The sequence below is a fragment of the Methylocystis sp. genome (assembly GCF_050251305.1).
GTDB lineage: Bacteria > Pseudomonadota > Alphaproteobacteria > Rhizobiales > Beijerinckiaceae > Methylocystis.
This window is the reverse complement of record NZ_JBFWNB010000068.1, coordinates 1-15,313: the sequence shown is the minus strand read 5'-3', so window position 1 is coordinate 15,313 and position 15,313 is coordinate 1. Positions and strand designations below refer to the sequence as shown.

The 15,313-nt window shown below is 64.8% G+C and carries 13 protein-coding genes; 8 read left to right on the top strand and 5 right to left on the bottom strand.

The genetic code is table 11. From position 1 onward, the window contains the following. On the bottom strand, positions 1-840 hold an 840-nt coding region (locus AB7F41_RS15940; protein ID WP_428406685.1), incomplete at its 3' end, for a phospholipase effector Tle1 domain-containing protein. Between the two features lie 186 nt (positions 841-1,026). Between AB7F41_RS15940 and AB7F41_RS15935 the strand changes: the two genes are divergently transcribed. Both AB7F41_RS15935 and cobS read left to right on the top strand, forming a co-directional pair. Next, positions 1,027-2,526 (top strand): phosphomannomutase/phosphoglucomutase, encoded by a 1,500-nt coding sequence (locus AB7F41_RS15935; RefSeq protein WP_428381745.1) that lies wholly within the window; start codon positions 1,027-1,029, stop codon positions 2,524-2,526. A gap of 57 nt (positions 2,527-2,583) precedes the next feature. Beyond that, positions 2,584-3,360 (top strand): adenosylcobinamide-GDP ribazoletransferase, encoded by a 777-nt coding sequence (gene cobS / locus AB7F41_RS15930; protein ID WP_428381747.1) that lies wholly within the window; start codon positions 2,584-2,586, stop codon positions 3,358-3,360. Between the two features lie 3 nt (positions 3,361-3,363). On the opposite strand, the gene dusA is transcribed toward cobS, so the two are convergent. Further along, entirely contained in the window at positions 3,364-4,401 is a 1,038-nt protein-coding gene (dusA, locus tag AB7F41_RS15925; protein ID WP_428381749.1) for a tRNA dihydrouridine(20/20a) synthase DusA, read from the bottom strand. A 95-nt stretch (positions 4,402-4,496) separates the two neighbouring features. Here dusA and AB7F41_RS15920 point away from each other — a divergent pair, with 95 nt between their 5' ends. Beyond that, positions 4,497-5,867, top strand: a complete 1,371-nt coding sequence (locus AB7F41_RS15920) for a glycosyltransferase family 4 protein (protein ID WP_428381750.1) — start codon at positions 4,497-4,499, stop codon at positions 5,865-5,867. Positions 5,868-5,974: 107 nt separating this feature from the next. Continuing rightward, positions 5,975-7,006, top strand: coding sequence for a glycosyltransferase family 2 protein (locus AB7F41_RS15915; RefSeq protein ID WP_428381752.1), 1,032 nt, complete (start codon positions 5,975-5,977; stop codon positions 7,004-7,006). 48 nt (positions 7,007-7,054) lie between these two features. On the opposite strand, the gene AB7F41_RS15910 is transcribed toward AB7F41_RS15915, so the two are convergent. The 3 genes from AB7F41_RS15910 to AB7F41_RS15900 form a co-directional block, all read right to left on the bottom strand. Next, positions 7,055-8,284: a class I SAM-dependent methyltransferase gene (locus AB7F41_RS15910; protein WP_428381754.1), complete on the bottom strand. Its 1,230-nt coding sequence runs from the start codon at positions 8,282-8,284 to the stop codon at positions 7,055-7,057. 145 nt (positions 8,285-8,429) lie between these two features. Next, on the bottom strand, positions 8,430-10,013 hold the full coding sequence (locus AB7F41_RS15905; protein WP_428381756.1) for a glucan biosynthesis protein: 1,584 nt from the start codon (positions 10,011-10,013) through the stop codon (positions 8,430-8,432). Positions 10,014-10,112: 99 nt separating this feature from the next. Beyond that, positions 10,113-10,346 carry a hypothetical protein gene (locus tag AB7F41_RS15900; protein WP_428381758.1) on the bottom strand — a complete coding sequence of 78 codons (234 nt, stop codon included), beginning with the start codon at positions 10,344-10,346 and terminating at the stop codon, positions 10,113-10,115. Between the two features lie 299 nt (positions 10,347-10,645). Between AB7F41_RS15900 and AB7F41_RS15895 the strand changes: the two genes are divergently transcribed. From AB7F41_RS15895 to AB7F41_RS15880, 4 genes are all read left to right on the top strand, one after another. After that, positions 10,646-12,109: an amino acid permease gene (locus tag AB7F41_RS15895; protein ID WP_428381760.1), complete on the top strand. Its 1,464-nt coding sequence runs from the start codon at positions 10,646-10,648 to the stop codon at positions 12,107-12,109. Between the two features lie 147 nt (positions 12,110-12,256). Then, on the top strand, positions 12,257-13,699 hold the full coding sequence (locus tag AB7F41_RS15890; protein ID WP_428381762.1) for a cryptochrome/photolyase family protein: 1,443 nt from the start codon (positions 12,257-12,259) through the stop codon (positions 13,697-13,699). Positions 13,700-13,781: 82 nt separating this feature from the next. Next, on the top strand, positions 13,782-14,804 hold the full coding sequence (gene cobT / locus AB7F41_RS15885) for a nicotinate-nucleotide--dimethylbenzimidazole phosphoribosyltransferase (protein WP_428381764.1): 1,023 nt from the start codon (positions 13,782-13,784) through the stop codon (positions 14,802-14,804). A gap of 101 nt (positions 14,805-14,905) precedes the next feature. Continuing rightward, positions 14,906-15,313 (top strand): hypothetical protein (locus tag AB7F41_RS15880; RefSeq protein ID WP_428406684.1); only part of this gene is annotated, 408 nt, incomplete at its 3' end.

Genomic DNA, 15,313 nt, shown 5'->3' with positions numbered 1-15,313 from the left:
GCCTGCAAACCAGACTTCCTTGACGCGGCTGATCTTCGGACCGTCCGCGCTCAAATCCTTGTCGCCGAGATCTTTCTTGAGCGCGACGCGGATCGGATGGAACGTGCGGCGCTCGTCGTCGAGACTTAACGCCTGACGAACGCATTTCACATTTTCCCAGATCGAATGATCGCCGCCGAAATTGATCGGCCAGATCAGCCGATGCACGCCTTCGCGCATTTCTTCGACGGGCACCCCATAGGCCTCGACCGTATCGAACAGGCCCATGAAGTCGATGGCGATCTCCTGCGCGCAGCGGGAAGGATCGGCCGCTTGAATCGTTTCGTAACTGGATTCGCCGCTGAGCTTCCGTCCGACCCACAGAACGGCGTCGCGCAGCTTTCGAAACCCGAGCTTCACCCAGATGTTCGTTCGGCGCGCAGGGTCTTTGGCGCAGTAGGCGCGCCATGCGGCCTCGGAATTGCGCACCATTTCTCTGTGCGAAACGCGTCTTCCGTCGACATATGTCGGCAGCAAGCCCTGATTGGCGACAAAGTCGACCAGCGTGCGAATCGTAAAAGCGCCTCGACTGAAGCCGAACAGGTAGATCGCCGCGCCGGGCTCCCAGTTCCAGGACAGGAAGCGGTAGAGCTTGCGCACGTTGGAGGGAACGCCGAGACCGGTGGCGCCGTCGAGCATTGCGAGCGGCTTGAACCCCTGCGTGCCGACGCCGGGAATGTAGTAGACGAGCTGATCGTCCCGGGAGAAGTCCAGCGCCTTCGAGAGATGGCAGATATTCGAGACCTGGACGAGGAGTCCGTTTCCCGTGCCATCGGCGAGAAGAATGATTTTTTTGGCCATAGCGACGACCTCGAAATGAAAAAAAAATTCAACAGCGACTTCAATCTTACGAGTGCTTCACAGGCTCTGCAAGCATAAGTTGAATCTCTCGTTCAAGCCCCAATTGGCGCGGCGCGGATTTTCGCTTATGCCAAGGCCGTTACGCCCAGCCGGCCAAGACGACGCTCGTCAAGCTAAGGACCGTCGATGTTTCCCAAGCCCGTTGCAAGATTAACGCCTAACACCTTCGAATATGAAGAGGCGCCGCTCATCAAATCGACCGGCTTTCGCGAATATGACGCGCGCTGGCTGTTCGGCGCCGAACTCAATCTGATGGGCGTGCAGGCGCTCGGCATGGGGCTTGGCGCGCTGCTGCGCGACATGGGCGTCGCGCCGGAAATCGTCGTCGGCCACGATTACCGCAGCTATTCGTCATCGATCAAGCTGGCGCTGGTGAGCGGCCTCATGGCCGCCGGCGTGCGCGTGCGCGACATCGGCCTCGCCCTGTCGCCGATGGCCTATTTCGCGCAGTTCGATCTCGACGTCGCCGCCGTGGCGATGGTGACGGCGTCGCACAACGACAATGGCTGGACAGGCGTCAAGATGGGCGCGCGTCGGCCGGTGACCTTCGGCCCCGAGGAAATGAGCCGACTGAAGGAGATCGTTCTCGCCGGCGAATTTCACGAGGCCGAGGGCGGCTCCTATCGCTACATTGAAAATTTCGGCGCGCGCTACATCGACGACCTCACGCGCCGGCCGCCGTTCACGCGCAAGATGAAGGTCGTCGCCGCCTGCGGCAACGGCACCGCCGGCGCATTCGCGCCGCAGATGCTGGAGCGTCTTGGCTGCGAGGTCATCCCGCTCGACGTGACGCCCGACTACACCTTCCCGCGCTACAATCCAAATCCTGAAGATCTGAACATGCTGCACGCCATCGCCGACAAGGTGCGGGAGACCGGCGCCTGCGTTGGCCTCGGCTTCGACGGGGACGGGGATCGCTGCGGCGTCGTCGACAATAATGGCGACGAGATCTTCGCCGACAAGATCGGCGTCATGCTCGCGCGCGATCTCTCCAAGGTTCATCCGAACGCGTCGTTCGTCGTCGACGTGAAGTCGACCGGCCTCTTCGCGACCGACCCCGAGCTTGTCGCGCGCGGCGTCGTCACCGAATATTGGAAGACCGGGCATTCCTACATCAAACGCCGCGTCAGCGAGAGCAGGGCGCTTGCCGGGTTCGAGAAGTCGGGTCATTTCTTCTTCAACGAGCCGATCGGACGCGGCTATGACGACGGGCTGCTGACCGCCGTTCACGTTCTCGAAATGCTCGACCGCAATCCGACGAAGTCGATGGCCGAACTCTACGCGGAACTGCCGAAGACCTGGGGTTCGCCGACGATGTCGCCGCATTGCGACGATGAGAAAAAATATGGCGTGATCGAAAAGGTGACGGCGCGCATCGAGGCGATGCGCGCGCAGGGCGATCAGATCATCGGCCAGCCGATCCGCGACGTCGTCACCATCAATGGCGTGCGCGTCACCGTCGCCGACGGCACCTGGGGACTCGTGCGCGCGTCGTCCAACAAGCCGGAACTCGTCGTCGTCGTCGAAAGTCCCGTGTCGCAGTCGCGCATGAAGGAGATGTTCACGGCGATCGACGCGGTGCTGCGCGAACATCCAGAGGTCGGCGCCTACAATCAGATGATTTAGGGCGCCGCCTCCTCAAGCGGCGTTCGGCTTCTCGACACGCCGGCGGAGCGGCCGAACATGGGACCGATGCAGCGCGCGCTTGTCGCCGACGTCCTGACCTATTTGCGCTTCTATTCGCGTCTGCCGATCGGCGAGGGCGCGCATGCGCCGCTCGATTTTGCGCGTATGGCGCCGGCGCTGCCGATCGCCGGCGCCCTGATCGGCGCGACGGGCGCCGCGGCTCTGATCGTCGCGCGCGTCTGTCATCTTCCTGCGCTTGTCGGCGCGCTCGTCGCGATCTCGGTCGCCGCGCTCGCCACCGGCGCGCTGCATGAGGACGGGCTCGCCGATGTCGCCGACGGCTTCGGCGGCGGCGTGACGCGCGAGTCGAAACTCGCGATCATGCGCGACAGCCGGATCGGCGCCTATGGCGTTTTGGCGCTGTGCTTCTCTGTCCTGATGCGCGTCGCCGCGCTCGCGTCAATCTCGGAGCGAAGCGTCGCGCTCGCCGCATGCGCGCTTGTCTTCGCGGGCGCCGCGTCGCGCGTCGCCGGAATGGCGCCGCTGATATCGCTGCCGCCGGCGCGGCCGGACGGGCTCGGCGCGACCGTCGCGGCGCCCTCGCGCGAGATCTGGATCCGCGCCGGGTTCGCCGCCGCCGCCTTCGGCGTTGCGCCCTGGCTTGCGGGGGCTGGCGCGGGCCACATCGTTATCGCGATCATCGCCGCCTTCGCTGTCGCCGCTCTGGTCGGGAGGGTTGCGGAACGACAGATCGGCGGCTTTACCGGGGATGTGCTCGGCGCCGCGCAGCAGCTTGCGGAGATCGCCGTTCTGGCGACGCTTTCCGCCGTCTGACCGTCACGCGGTAGCGGCCGGCGCGGGTTCGGCGGCGTTCGCCGGTTCATCGAAGCGCGCCATCGCGGCGCGCACCTCGCCGACGGCTCCAAGCAGCGTTTCGACTCCCGCGCCCGGCCTGACGGCTTCCAGCGCCAGCCGGCGACGGAAGGCGCGCGCGCCGGGCATTCCGGCGAAGAGGCCGAGAAGATGGCGCGTCATGGCGGCGAGCCGCTCGCCGTTTGCGAGTTCGCGCTCGACGTAGGGAAGAAAGGCGTCGACGGCGTCGAACAGATCGGCCATCGGCGCAGGCGAGCCGAACAATTGCGGATCGACGTCAAGCAGCAGCGCGGGGTCGTGGTAGGCCGCGCGTCCGATCATCACGCCGTCGACGAAGTTGAGCTGCTCGCGCATCTGCGTCAGGCGCGTCAGTCCGCCGTTGATCGCAATCGGAACCTCCGGCAGCGCCTGCTTGAGACGATGCACGAGCGCATAGTCCAGGGGCGGAACGTCACGATTTTCCTTGGGAGAAAGCCCCTTGAGCCAGGCCTTTCGCGCATGGACGAACAGCGCGTCGGCGCCGCTCGTAACGCAGGCCTCTGCGAGCGCGAACAGCGCCTGCTGCGGGTCCTGATCGTCGACGCCGATGCGGCATTTCACTGTGACGGGAATCGCGACGGCGTCCTTCATCGCCTTGACGCAGTCTCCCACGAGCGCGGGCTCGCGCATCAGACAGGCGCCGAACGCGCCGTTCTGCACGCGATCCGACGGGCAGCCGACGTTGAGATTGATCTCCGCATAGCCGAAGCTTTCGACGATGCGCGCCGCCTGCGCGAGCGCAGCGGGTTCGGCGCCGCCGAGCTGAAGGGCGACGGGCTGCTCGAACGGGTCGAACGCCATCAGCCGCGCCCGATCGCCGTGAATCACGGCTCCCGTCGTCAGCATCTCCGTGTAAAGCCGCGCGCGGCGCGACAGCAGACGATGGAAGTATCGGCAGTGCCGATCCGTCCAGTCCATCATCGGCGCAACGGAAAATCTGATATCGGAGGCGCGAAGCGTCATTGGCCGGCGAGCCTTGTCATGGGCGCCAACCTGCCGTACGAACGCTTCGAAACGCAAGAAAAACGTGGCGGCGCGGGGCGCGCCCGGAGAGCGCAATGAAGGAGAAGATTGACGCCTATCTGCTTAAGGAGCTGCATCGCGAGCTGAGCGATATCGAGCAGTATGACGTCGATCCGCGCGTCCGCTTAATCTACGGCAAGGCGCTGGAGCTCTACTGGACTCTCTCTCGCCTGTTCGGCCTCGGGCGGCTTCACGACGGACGCTGGCGCACGCCGGACGCCGCTAAGGCGCAGGCGCTGCGCACGCGCATCGACGGCGACATTCCGCCGCCGGCCGAGCGCGATCGTCTGCTCATCGACATGACGGCCACGCATCGCTTTCGCGGCCATACGGGCGTCCAGCGCGTGGTGCGCGAAATCGCGCGCGCCTGCGTCGAAAGCGGTCAGGCGCTGCCGGTCTATCTGGAGGCCGGCCGGCTCTATGGCCATTTCCAGCACGATCGCTTGCCGGACGCCGTCGACCTGCAATCGGGCGACAAGCTCCTCCTGCTCGATTCCGGGTGGGGCTTCGTCGAGGAATATCCGCCGCTCCTGAACGCGGCGCGCGCGGCCGGCGTCGAAGTCATCGGCTGCCTCTACGATCTCATCCCCTTGCGGTATCCCGCCGCCACGGCCCTGAAGAACAGCGCGCCTTTCACCCCCTGGTTTGAAGACGTGCTGCTCAAATGCGACGCCATCGTCTGCATCTCGCAAAGCGTCGCGCAGGACCTGGTCGCCTATCTGCGAGAGAAACGTCTCGCGACGCCGGCGCAAATGCGCATCGGCTGGTGGCCGCTTGGCGCCGATTTTCGCGCCGCCGCTCAGGAAACGCCGTCAGAATTTGCCGAACGCATCGCTTCGGCGCCGACGCCGTTCTTCATGAGCGTCGGCACGCTGGAGCCGCGCAAGGCCTATCCGATCGCGTTGGACGCCTTCGAACGTCTTTGGTCGGAAGGCTGCGACGCGCGTTACGTCATCGTCGGGCGGCCGGGCTGGAACACGCGCGCGCTGCAACGCCGCATCCGGCGGCACAGCGAATATGGACGCCGGCTGTTTTGGCTCGACAATGCGAGCGACGCCGATCTCTCGCATCTCTATCCGCGGGCGCATGGCCTGATCTTTCCGTCCTTCGTCGAGGGTTTCGGCATGCCGCTGATCGAAGCGGCGCATCATGGCGCAAGGGTCATCGCAAGCGATATTCCGGTCTTTCGCGAGGTCGGCGGCGACGACGCCGTTTACTTCGACGTTCTCGATCCGCAAGCGCTCGCGATGCGCGTGCGGGACGCGATGGTCGAAAGGAGAGAGGCCACGCCGCCGACGGTCACGACCTGGCGGCAATCCGCCGACAAGCTCGTCGCGATGGCGCAGGGCGATCGATATCAAATCGACGCCGTCCGGCTGGCGGACGCCTTAAAGACGGCGGCATGAGCAAACTGGCGCGCCGCGTTGCTTCAACTGCCGCTTCCGCCTATCTTCCGCGCGACTGAAGTTCGGCGAGGGCTTGTTCTTTGCTCTCGCGAAGGGACCCCGCGTCGATGACCGCTCGCCTCTCCGTCTGCATTCCCATCTACAATTTCGCGAAATTCATTCCGGAGACTTTGGATTCGATCCTTGGCCAGGACGGCGGAGACGAGGTGGAGATCATTGTTCTCGACGGGGCTTCGACCGACAACACCGCCGAAATCCTGGCGGAGTACCAGCGTAAACACCGCAACATCATCTATGTTCGGCAGCCTCAGAAAGGCGGCATCGATCGCGACATGGCGAAGTCGGTCGAGCCGGCGACCGGCGATTATTGCTGGCTCTTCAGCGGCGACGACATCATGCGGCCGGGCGCGCTGCGCCGCGTGCTGAATGAAATTCAAAGCGGTTGCGATCTCTATTTGTGCAAGCACATGGAATATTATTTCTATGACGACCGCTGGACGGAATACCCGACCGTCGCCTGCGATGACGACGCGGTTTTCGAACTCTCGGATCCGCGCAGCCGCCGCGACTATTTCAGCAAGGCGGTCAACACGGAAGCCTTCTTCAGCTTCATCGGCGGTATCATCGTCAAGCGCGCGACCTGGAATCGCGTGCCGCTGAACGAAGAATTCGTCGGCACCTGCTGGGGGCATGTGGCGCGCCTATTCGAACTGATGCAAGGCGGCTTGCGCATCAAAGTTCTCTCCGGCGCGCTGCTCGACCGGCGTCCCGACAACGACTCCTTCGCCGGCGGCGGCATGGTCAATCGCTATCGCATCGCCATCGACGGATTTTACAACATCGTCAATCGCTTCTTCGGTCACGGCAGCGTCGAAGCCTATCACGTGCGGCGCGTCATCAGACACGAGTTCCATCCGCTCGCGATGCAGCTTGGCAAGTTCATGTGCCTCGTGAATCCGAACGGCGAAGACCGCGCGCTGATGGATAGTCTGATGAAGAAGGTCTATTGCGACCTGTCATTCGCCAATCTGCGCGCGAAACTCGCCTATGCGATGACGTCGGCGGCGAGTTTCAGACGCCGGCAGCCGGAGCTCAGCGCGCATCATGAAGCGAGAGTCAAGGACGGCCAACAGACATAGGCCGGCCGTCGAAAACATTCGCCGGCGACGCGGTCTGCGTCAAAAGCGTCAGACGATCTCGATCTCCGGGAAGGGGAAGATCATCTTGCCGCCGCCTGCGAGATATTCCTGCTCGCGCGCCAGGATGCCGTCCTTGAAGTGCCAGGGCAGCACGAGGAAGTAATCGGGCTTCATGGCGCGCGCATCCGCCTCCGAGACGATGGGGATGTGGGTGCCGGGCGTGAAGCAGCCGAATTTGTCGGGATTGACCTCGGCGATCGCCTCGACGAGATCGGGGCCGATGTCGCAGAACTGCAGCACCACGTTGCCTTTAGTCGAGGCGCCGTAGCCCAGGATGCGCTTGTTGTCGTCCTTGAGCGCGCGCAGCAGCCGCCGCAAATCCTCGCGATGGCGGAACACGCGTTCTTCGAAATCGCGATAGGGGCGCGGCGTGTTCAGCCCCATGCGCTCTTCTTGGGCCAGCAGCCAGTCGATGACGGCGAGATTGCGTTTGCGATGCGCGCTCTTGTGGCCGGCGGTGACGGCGAAACTGCCGCCGTTGACCGCGTTCATCTGCACGTCGAGAATTTCGAGATCGGCGGCGTCGAGAATCTTCTCGATGACCGCCAGCGAGTAATATTCGATGTGCTCGTGGCAGATCGTGTCATAGGAGGTGAGCCGCAGCATTGACGGCATGTAGCTCTGCTCGAAATGCCACACCCCATCGGGCGCAAGCGCCTTGGCGACTTCGCGCGCAAACCAGACGGGGTCGTCGAGATCGTAGAACATCGCGATCGAGGTGACGATCTTCGCCCGCTTCGGCGACAGCTTTTCGAACGCCTGCGATGAAAAGAACTCCGGCGCGAGCTTGATGTCGTCCGGATAATATTGCCGGAACTTGGCGCCTGTCGGATCGATGCCGATGCGAGTCAGGCCGGATGTCGCATAGGCCTTGAGGGACGTCGCGTCGTTCGAGCCGATGTCGAGCACCGCGTCGCCGGGCTTGAGATCGGCGAAACGCTCGAGATGGCCGATCTTCTGGGTCAGATGACGCACCATCGACTGGTTGAGGCCCGAGCGATAACCGTAGTTCTCGCCGTACATCTCGTCCGCCTCGTAGCTGTGCGCGAGCTGCAGCAGGCCCGAGTCGGGACACCAGACGAGTTCCAGCGGGCCGACCGTGACGGGCGTTTCGCGAGAACTCGGAAAGACGCCGGTGAGCGCCTGGTCGCCGAGCGACAGAACCGAGACGAGATTGGTGGAGCCGCTAACGCGACACTTCGTGATTCTCTTCGTCATTGTCTAATTTCCCGGCGCATACGCGAATGAACGTCGGCCCCTAGAGGCTTCGCGAGCGAGGCCGGAAAGCCCTTCCATGGATGACCTGTCTGCAACTTACCGAAGTCTTGGCCCTAAGACGGCGAAAGTGTCAATCGTCCGCGGCTTAGAACGGGTGATATTGATAGAGCCAGTTCTCCGAAAGCGTTTCATCGCCGTTCTTCAGAAACAGGCGCATCTCCACGGGGTCGGCGCTCTCGACGGTCAGGTCGAATTGCGCCCGCCAATGCCCCGGGACATTGTCGAAGACCGCTTCGGTGAACACGTAGGAGAAGGTTCCGCGCGAGGCCCATAGGACGGGCTCCGGCTTCACGCCGAAGGGGAGCTTGGCGAGAGGCTCGCCGAGGAACTCCACCATGAATTTGCGCACGCCTTTGGGGCGCGGCTTGCCGGGCTGGCCGCCGTTTCCGAGCCTGGTCGCGACGCAGCGCGCGAGCTTGGTCGGATAGGGCTCGTCGGCCAGCCAGTGCAGCCGGTAGGAATATTCGAAGGACGCCCCGGGAACGGCGGGCTTCTCGGGCGCCCAGATGACCACGATGTTGTCGTGGATCTCGTCGTCCGTCGGGATTTCGATGAGTTGAATCGCGCCCTTGCCCCAGTCGCCCTTGGGCTCGATCCATACGCTTGGACGGCGGTCGTAGAAGACGTTGTCGAGATAGTGGTCGTAGTTGCGGTCGCGCTGCATCAGGCCGAAGCCTTTGGGATTGTCGTCGCCAAAGGCGGACGCCATGACCCGGTTCGGATTGTTCAGCGGCCGCCACAGGCGCTCGCCGGCGCCTGTCCACATGCTTAAGCCGTCGGAATCATGCACTTCCGGCCGCCAGTCGATCGCCGTCGGCTTCGCGGTCTCGGAGAACCAGAACATCGACGTCAGCGGCGCGACGCCGAAGCGCGTGAAGGCGCCGCGCAAATACAGCGCGCAGTCGATGTCCATGACGACGCCCTTGCCGCGCGTCATCAGGAAACGGTACGCGCCGACGATCGAGGGGCCTTCGAGCAGCGCGTGTAGGATGACGCCGTCGGCCGTCTCCGGACCGATGTAGATTTCAGTGAAATCCGGAAATTCTTCGTTCGATCCGGACTGCCAGGTGTCGAGCGCGACGCCGCGCGCCGACATGCCATATTGGCGCAATTCGCCGATCGCCCGGAAATATGACGCGCCGAGAAACGCCACCCAGTCGTTCTTCTTCCAGTCGAGCGCGCCGTCCTTCGCCTCCTGAATGCGAAATCCCGCGAAACCGGCGCCCGGCGGCAGCTGACGCGCGATCGAGTCCGCCGGCATGTTGAAGTAGCTCGTATCGTAAAGAACCTCGCGCGCTTCGCCGTTCTCGACGACATTCATGCGCACGGCCTTCTTGAAGAACATGCCGAGATGGAAGAACTCGACCGGAAAGCGCTCCTTGGTGTCGGCGAAGAGCGCATGGTCGGTGTTGTAAGTGATCTGTCCCCACTTTTCGTAGTCGATCTGCGAGGTGATTTCGGGCGCGGGAATATTGGGCTTGCGGTAGGGCTCCTTGACCAGCCGCTGCGCCGTCTGCTTCAGCGCCTCGAAGGAGAAAGGCCGCGGCTCGCCGAGGCGGAGATTGGCGACGCTCGTCGCCGCCTCGCTGTGGGGCGCGCCGACGGCGCTGAAAGCGCTCGTTGCGGCCGCCGCCTTCAGAAACGAGCGACGATCCTGCTTCTCGGCCATCTCGGCGTCCTTGTTGCGAGGTTTGGGAGAGGCGCGCCTGGAGCCGCGTCCGCCGCGAGCCTGTCGTGGGGCGCGGGACATTGCGGCGCGCGCCCGTGATCAGCCGCGAATCGGCTCGTTGCGGATCGCGGTCCGCATGAAAAAGTAGAGTCCGATGAGGCCGGCAAGCGAGAAGATAATTTCCAGCGCGCGGCTGACGAGCGGATCGAGCTGGAACAGGCCGCCCAGCGCCCAGCCCGCCGCCCAGGAGGCGCCGACAAGCTCGGTGCCGACGAGGATCGCCACGGCGACGAGCGTCGACAGATGCAGATAGTTGATGGGCTTCTGGCTCATGACGCCATTCTCGGGCTCAACCCCTGAACCGGCGGCCGACGCCGCGCTTGAAAGACGGCTGGCGCCGCGCTTGCGCCGTGCTATCGCAAAGGCCGCCGCAAGGCAAGCCGACCCGAGGCATGCGGACTGTATGGTTCGCGAAAAGTCACGGATCCGGAAGGCGAATCCGGCCGCGCGCCGCCTGCCGGACCGCGCCGCCTGTGCGGGCTTTTCCGCTTGTATGTTCGAGCGCCGCAGTGATAATCCGCGCAACCGAAGGCGCGGCGCAGTCCAACGTCGCGAGCGCGAAAGGGCGACGCTTGTCCCAACCCGTCAGCAAGGCCTATCTCACCCGCAAATCCGTCCATCAGATCATTGCCGAACATGACGCCGCGGAGGGCGACGGCCTGAAACGCGCGCTCGGATGGGCGTCGTTGATGTCGCTCGGGGTGGGCGGCATCATCGGCGCTGGCATTTTCGTCCTGACCGGCACGGCGGCGGCGAATTACGCAGGGCCGGGCGTGATGATCTCCTTCCTGCTGTCGGGGCTCGCCTGCGCCTTCGTCGCCCTCTGTTATGCGGAGCTCGCCGCGCTCATCCCCGTCGCGGGAAGCACATACACCTACACTTACGTGACTCTCGGCGAGATTTTCGCCTGGATCATCGGCTGGAATCTCGTGCTCGAATACGCCGCCGGCGCGGCCACGGTCGCCGTCGGCTGGGCCGGCTATTTCAATCGCGTCATGCAAGGGTTCGGCATACATCTGCCGCCCGAATGGACCACCGCCTACTTCGCTGATCCGACCGCATATGGCGCGCCGCCCGGCGCCGTGCACGGGCTGTTCAACGTTCCGGCTGCCGGAATCATTCTGCTGCTGACCGCGCTGCTTGTGCGCGGCACGACGGAGTCGACGCTTTTCAACAATATCATCGTCGCCATCAAGGTGATGGTCGTGCTGATGGTGATCGTGTTCGGCGCCGCCCATGTCAATCACGCCAACTGGTCGCCGCTCATTCCGGACAATACCGGCGAGTTTGGCATTTTCGGGTGGAGCGGCGTCGTGCGCGGCGCGTCGGTCGTCTTCTTCGCCTATATCGGATTCGACTCGGTCTCGACGGCGGCGCAGGAGGCGCATAATCCGCAGCGGGACGTCCCGATCGGCATCATCGGCTCGCTGATCATCTGCACGATTCTCTATATCGCGGTGGCGGCGGTCGCGACCGGCGTCGTCAATTACAAGGAGCTCGGCGTCCCCGACCCGATGGCGTTGGTGATGGATCGCACCGGCGTGTCGTGGCTGGCGTGGGCCGTGAAGCTCGGCGCGCTCGCCGGACTGACGACCGCGATACTGGTGCTGCTCTACGGTCAGACGCGCATCTTCTTCGCGATGGCGCATGACGGCCTGCTGCCGTCGATCTTCGCGCGGCTGCATGCGGAATGGCGCACGCCCGCCGTGAGCCAGATCCTCGTCGGAGTGATCGTGGCGCTGGCGGCGGGTCTGCTGCCGCTCGATATCCTTGGCGAGATGGTGAGCATCGGGACGCTGGCGGCGTTCGCGCTGGTTTGCCTGGCGGTGATGCGCCTGCGCAACATGCACCCTGAAATCAGGCGCCCGTTCCGCGCGCCGGGCATTCCCTGGCTGCCGATCGCGGGCATTTTGTCCTGTTTTGCGCTGATGGTCGCGCTTCCGCTCGACACCTGGCTGCGGTTGCTGATCTGGACGGCCATCGGCGTCGCCATCTACCTGGTCTATGGGATCAAGCACGCCAAACGCCTCAATTAGGCCCGGCGGGACCGGATCGAACGACTGAAACCGCAGACGGGGGAACCCTGGGCTCCCGGCGCGGTTACGACTTAAGTCAAGGATCGTTCGCCGAGACGGAACGTTCGACCTTGACCTGTCGGAAAAGTCGAACGGGGTTCTGCGACGATGAATGCGCCGGCGATTGTCTGGTTCCGCAATGATTTGCGCATCGCGGACAATCCGGCTCTCTTAGCGGCCGCGCGAACGGGCGCGCCGCTCGTCGCGCTCTACATCCTCGACGAGGAAAGCGCCGGCGAATGGCGCGCCGGCGCAGCGTCGCGCTGGTGGCTGCACCATTCCCTCGCCGCGCTCTCGCAGAGCCTCGCCGAGCGCGGCGTTCCGCTCACGCTGCGGCGGGGGCGCGCCCAATATGTCTTCGAACAGATCATCGCCGAAACGGGCGCCGATGCGGTCTTCTGGAACAGGCTCTACGAGCCCTGGGCGATGCGGCGGGACGAGGAGATCGACTCGCAATTGCGCGAGGATGGGGTTCAATGCCACCGGTTCCATGAAGCTTTGCTGTTCGAGCCCGAAAAGCTGCGCACCCGGCAGGGCGAAAGTTTCCGCGTCTTCACGCCATTCTGGCGGGCGTGTCTTGCCGCGACGCCGCCAAAACGGCCCTTGCCAGCGCCGCAGGAGTTGCGCGCCGCGCCGCTTCCGCCCGACAGCGACGACCTTGAGGCATGGCGGCTGCTGCCGCAAAACCCGGACTGGGCGGTCGGGATGCGCAATGTCTGGCTTGTCGGCGAGACGGCGGCGCGCGCCGAGCTAGCGGATTTCGCGCGCCATCACGTCGCCGACTACAAATCGGAGCGCGACTTCATGGGTCGCGTGGGCGTCTCCCGGCTCTCGCCGCATCTGCATTTCGGCGAAATTTCGCCTCGTGAAGTCTGGCGCGCGATCAGCGACCCGGGGAGCATCGGCGGCGAGGCCTATCTGCGCGAACTCGGATGGCGCGAATTCTGCCACCATCTGCTGATCGCGCATTGGGAGTTGCCCGATCGCCCGCTGGACCGAGCCTTCGAGCGCTTTCCCTATCGCGACGACGAGATCGCGCTCGACGCCTGGCGCAGGGGGCAGACCGGATATCCGCTCGTCGACGCGGCGATGCGCGAATTGTGGATCACGGGCTGGATGCACAATCGCGCGCGTCTCGTCGCGGCGAGCTTCCTGATCAAACATCTGCTCATCGACTGGCGCGAAGGCGAGCGCTGGTTCTGGGTCACGCTGGTCGACGCCGATCTCGCCAACAACAGCGCCAACTGGCAGTGGGTGGCGGGCTGCGGGGCCGACGCCGCGCCTTACTTCCGGATCTTCAATCCGGCGCTTCAGGGCGAGAAATTCGATCCCGACGGCGATTATGTGCGCCGTTATGTGCCCGAGCTCGCGAGGCTCGACGCGCGCTATATCCACAGTCCCTGGGCGGCGCCTGAGCCTGCCCTGCGCGAAGCGGGCGTTCGGCTCGGCGGCACCTATCCCCATCCGATCGTCGATCACGCGAAGGCTCGGGAGCGCGCGCTGGCGGCCTTCGAGTCGATGCGGGGGCGCGCGTCGGCGCGACCGGCGTAGCGCGCGCCGTAAGGCGCCGCCGCGATGGGGCGACGCCGACGACCGCTCGCCAATTGCCCCGCAAGCCGGTAAAGCCGGCGGCATGTCCGAAGCCGTCCGCCCCTTCGAAGAAATCCGCATGCTGCTGGCCGCCGCGCCGGGTCCCGACCTGCAGGCCCTGGCGGCGGCGCGCGCCCGCGACCGTCTGCTCACCAAGCCCCCCGGCGCGCTTGGGCGTCTTGAACACATCGTTGAATGGCTCGCCGCCTGGCAGGGCAGGGCGGCGCCTGCGATCGAGCGGCCGCTGGTCGCGGTGTTCGCCGCCAATCATGGCGTCGTCGCGCAGGGCGTCTCTGCTTTTCCGGCGAGCGTCACCCAGCAGATGGTGGCGAATTTTCTCTCCGGCGGCGCGGCGATCAACCAGATCTGCAAATCGCAAGGCGTCGGCCTGAAGGTCTTTGAACTCGCGCTCGAGCGCCCGACGGAGGATTTTACCCAGGCGCCGGCCATGGACGAGCGGGAGGCGGCGGCGACCTTCGCCTATGGGATGGAGGCGATCCAGGGCGACATCGATCTTCTCGCCCCGGGCGAGATGGGAATCGGCAACACCACAAGCGCGGCGGCGATCTATGCGGCGCTCTACGGGGGCCCCGGCGCGCGCTGGACAGGCCGCGGCACGGGACTCGACGACGCCGGGCTTTCGCGCAAGAACGCCGCGATCGACGCCGCCCTGGCGCTGCATGCGGCGCATCTTTCCGATCCGCTGGAAATCCTGCGCCGGCTCGGCGGCAGGGAGATCGCGGCCATGATGGGCGCCATCGCCGCCGCCCGAATGAACCGCATTCCCGTGGTGCTCGACGGCTATGTGGCTTGCGCCGCCGCCGCCCTGCTGCATGCGATCGCGCCGGATATGATCGCGCATTGCGTCGCCGGCCATGTCTCGGCGGAGGGCGCCCACCGGGAGGTTCTGACGCGGCTCGGCATGCGTCCGCTGCTTGATCTCGACATGCGCCTTGGCGAAGGTTCGGGCGCGGCGCTCGCCATCGGCGTGATCAAAGCGGCGCTCGCCTGTCACCGCGACATGGCGACGTTTGAAAGCGCGGGCGTTTCTGAAAAATTGGAGTGATTGCGTCTGCGGGCGGCGCGCTCTCAAGAAACTGTCACATCCGCATGCGCATTGAAGGCGAGCCGATGGCGCGCCGCCGATCGCCCAAGGAGCGCGGTTGAATGAGTCTGAACGCTATATCCGTTTACGCGGCCGTGATCCTGATGGCGGCGCTCGCGGCGGCTCTTGCCCTTCATGTCAGCCGGATGCTCGGCCCACAGCGGCTGCTGCATGCGGCCTACGCCGCCGCGGCGCTGGGGCTGGTTTACCTGCTGGGCGCAGCCGCCTTTGGCTGGGCGTTCGAGGCCCAGAGCGCGCTGTTCTGGGTCTATCTCGCGCTCTTCATCCTCGCGGCCGCTCAGGCCGCGCGCCGGCGCGTGACGCTCGGCGCAATCGGCCTGCCCTGGGTTTCGGCGCTGATCCAGCTCGGCGTCGTCGCTTACATGTTTGCGCCGGAGCCCTACAGAAAGCCGCCCGTGACCGCGGCGCTGTTCCTGTATTTCATATTGGAGGCGCTCGTCAGGCTGCGC

Coding starts and splice junctions, on each gene's coding strand:
- dusA (WP_428381749.1), bottom strand. CDS start 4,401: ATGACGCTTCGCGCCTCCGATATCAGATTTTCCGTTGCGCCGATGATG.
- AB7F41_RS15900 (WP_428381758.1), bottom strand. CDS start 10,346: ATGAGCCAGAAGCCCATCAACTATCTGCATCTGTCGACGCTCGTCGCC.
- AB7F41_RS15935 (WP_428381745.1), top strand. CDS start 1,027: ATGTTTCCCAAGCCCGTTGCAAGATTAACGCCTAACACCTTCGAATAT.
- cobT (WP_428381764.1), top strand. CDS start 13,782: ATGTCCGAAGCCGTCCGCCCCTTCGAAGAAATCCGCATGCTGCTGGCC.
- AB7F41_RS15910 (WP_428381754.1), bottom strand. CDS start 8,284: ATGACGAAGAGAATCACGAAGTGTCGCGTTAGCGGCTCCACCAATCTC.
- AB7F41_RS15905 (WP_428381756.1), bottom strand. CDS start 10,013: ATGGCCGAGAAGCAGGATCGTCGCTCGTTTCTGAAGGCGGCGGCCGCA.
- AB7F41_RS15920 (WP_428381750.1), top strand. CDS start 4,497: ATGAAGGAGAAGATTGACGCCTATCTGCTTAAGGAGCTGCATCGCGAG.
- AB7F41_RS15890 (WP_428381762.1), top strand. CDS start 12,257: ATGAATGCGCCGGCGATTGTCTGGTTCCGCAATGATTTGCGCATCGCG.
- cobS (WP_428381747.1), top strand. CDS start 2,584: ATGGGACCGATGCAGCGCGCGCTTGTCGCCGACGTCCTGACCTATTTG.
- AB7F41_RS15915 (WP_428381752.1), top strand. CDS start 5,975: ATGACCGCTCGCCTCTCCGTCTGCATTCCCATCTACAATTTCGCGAAA.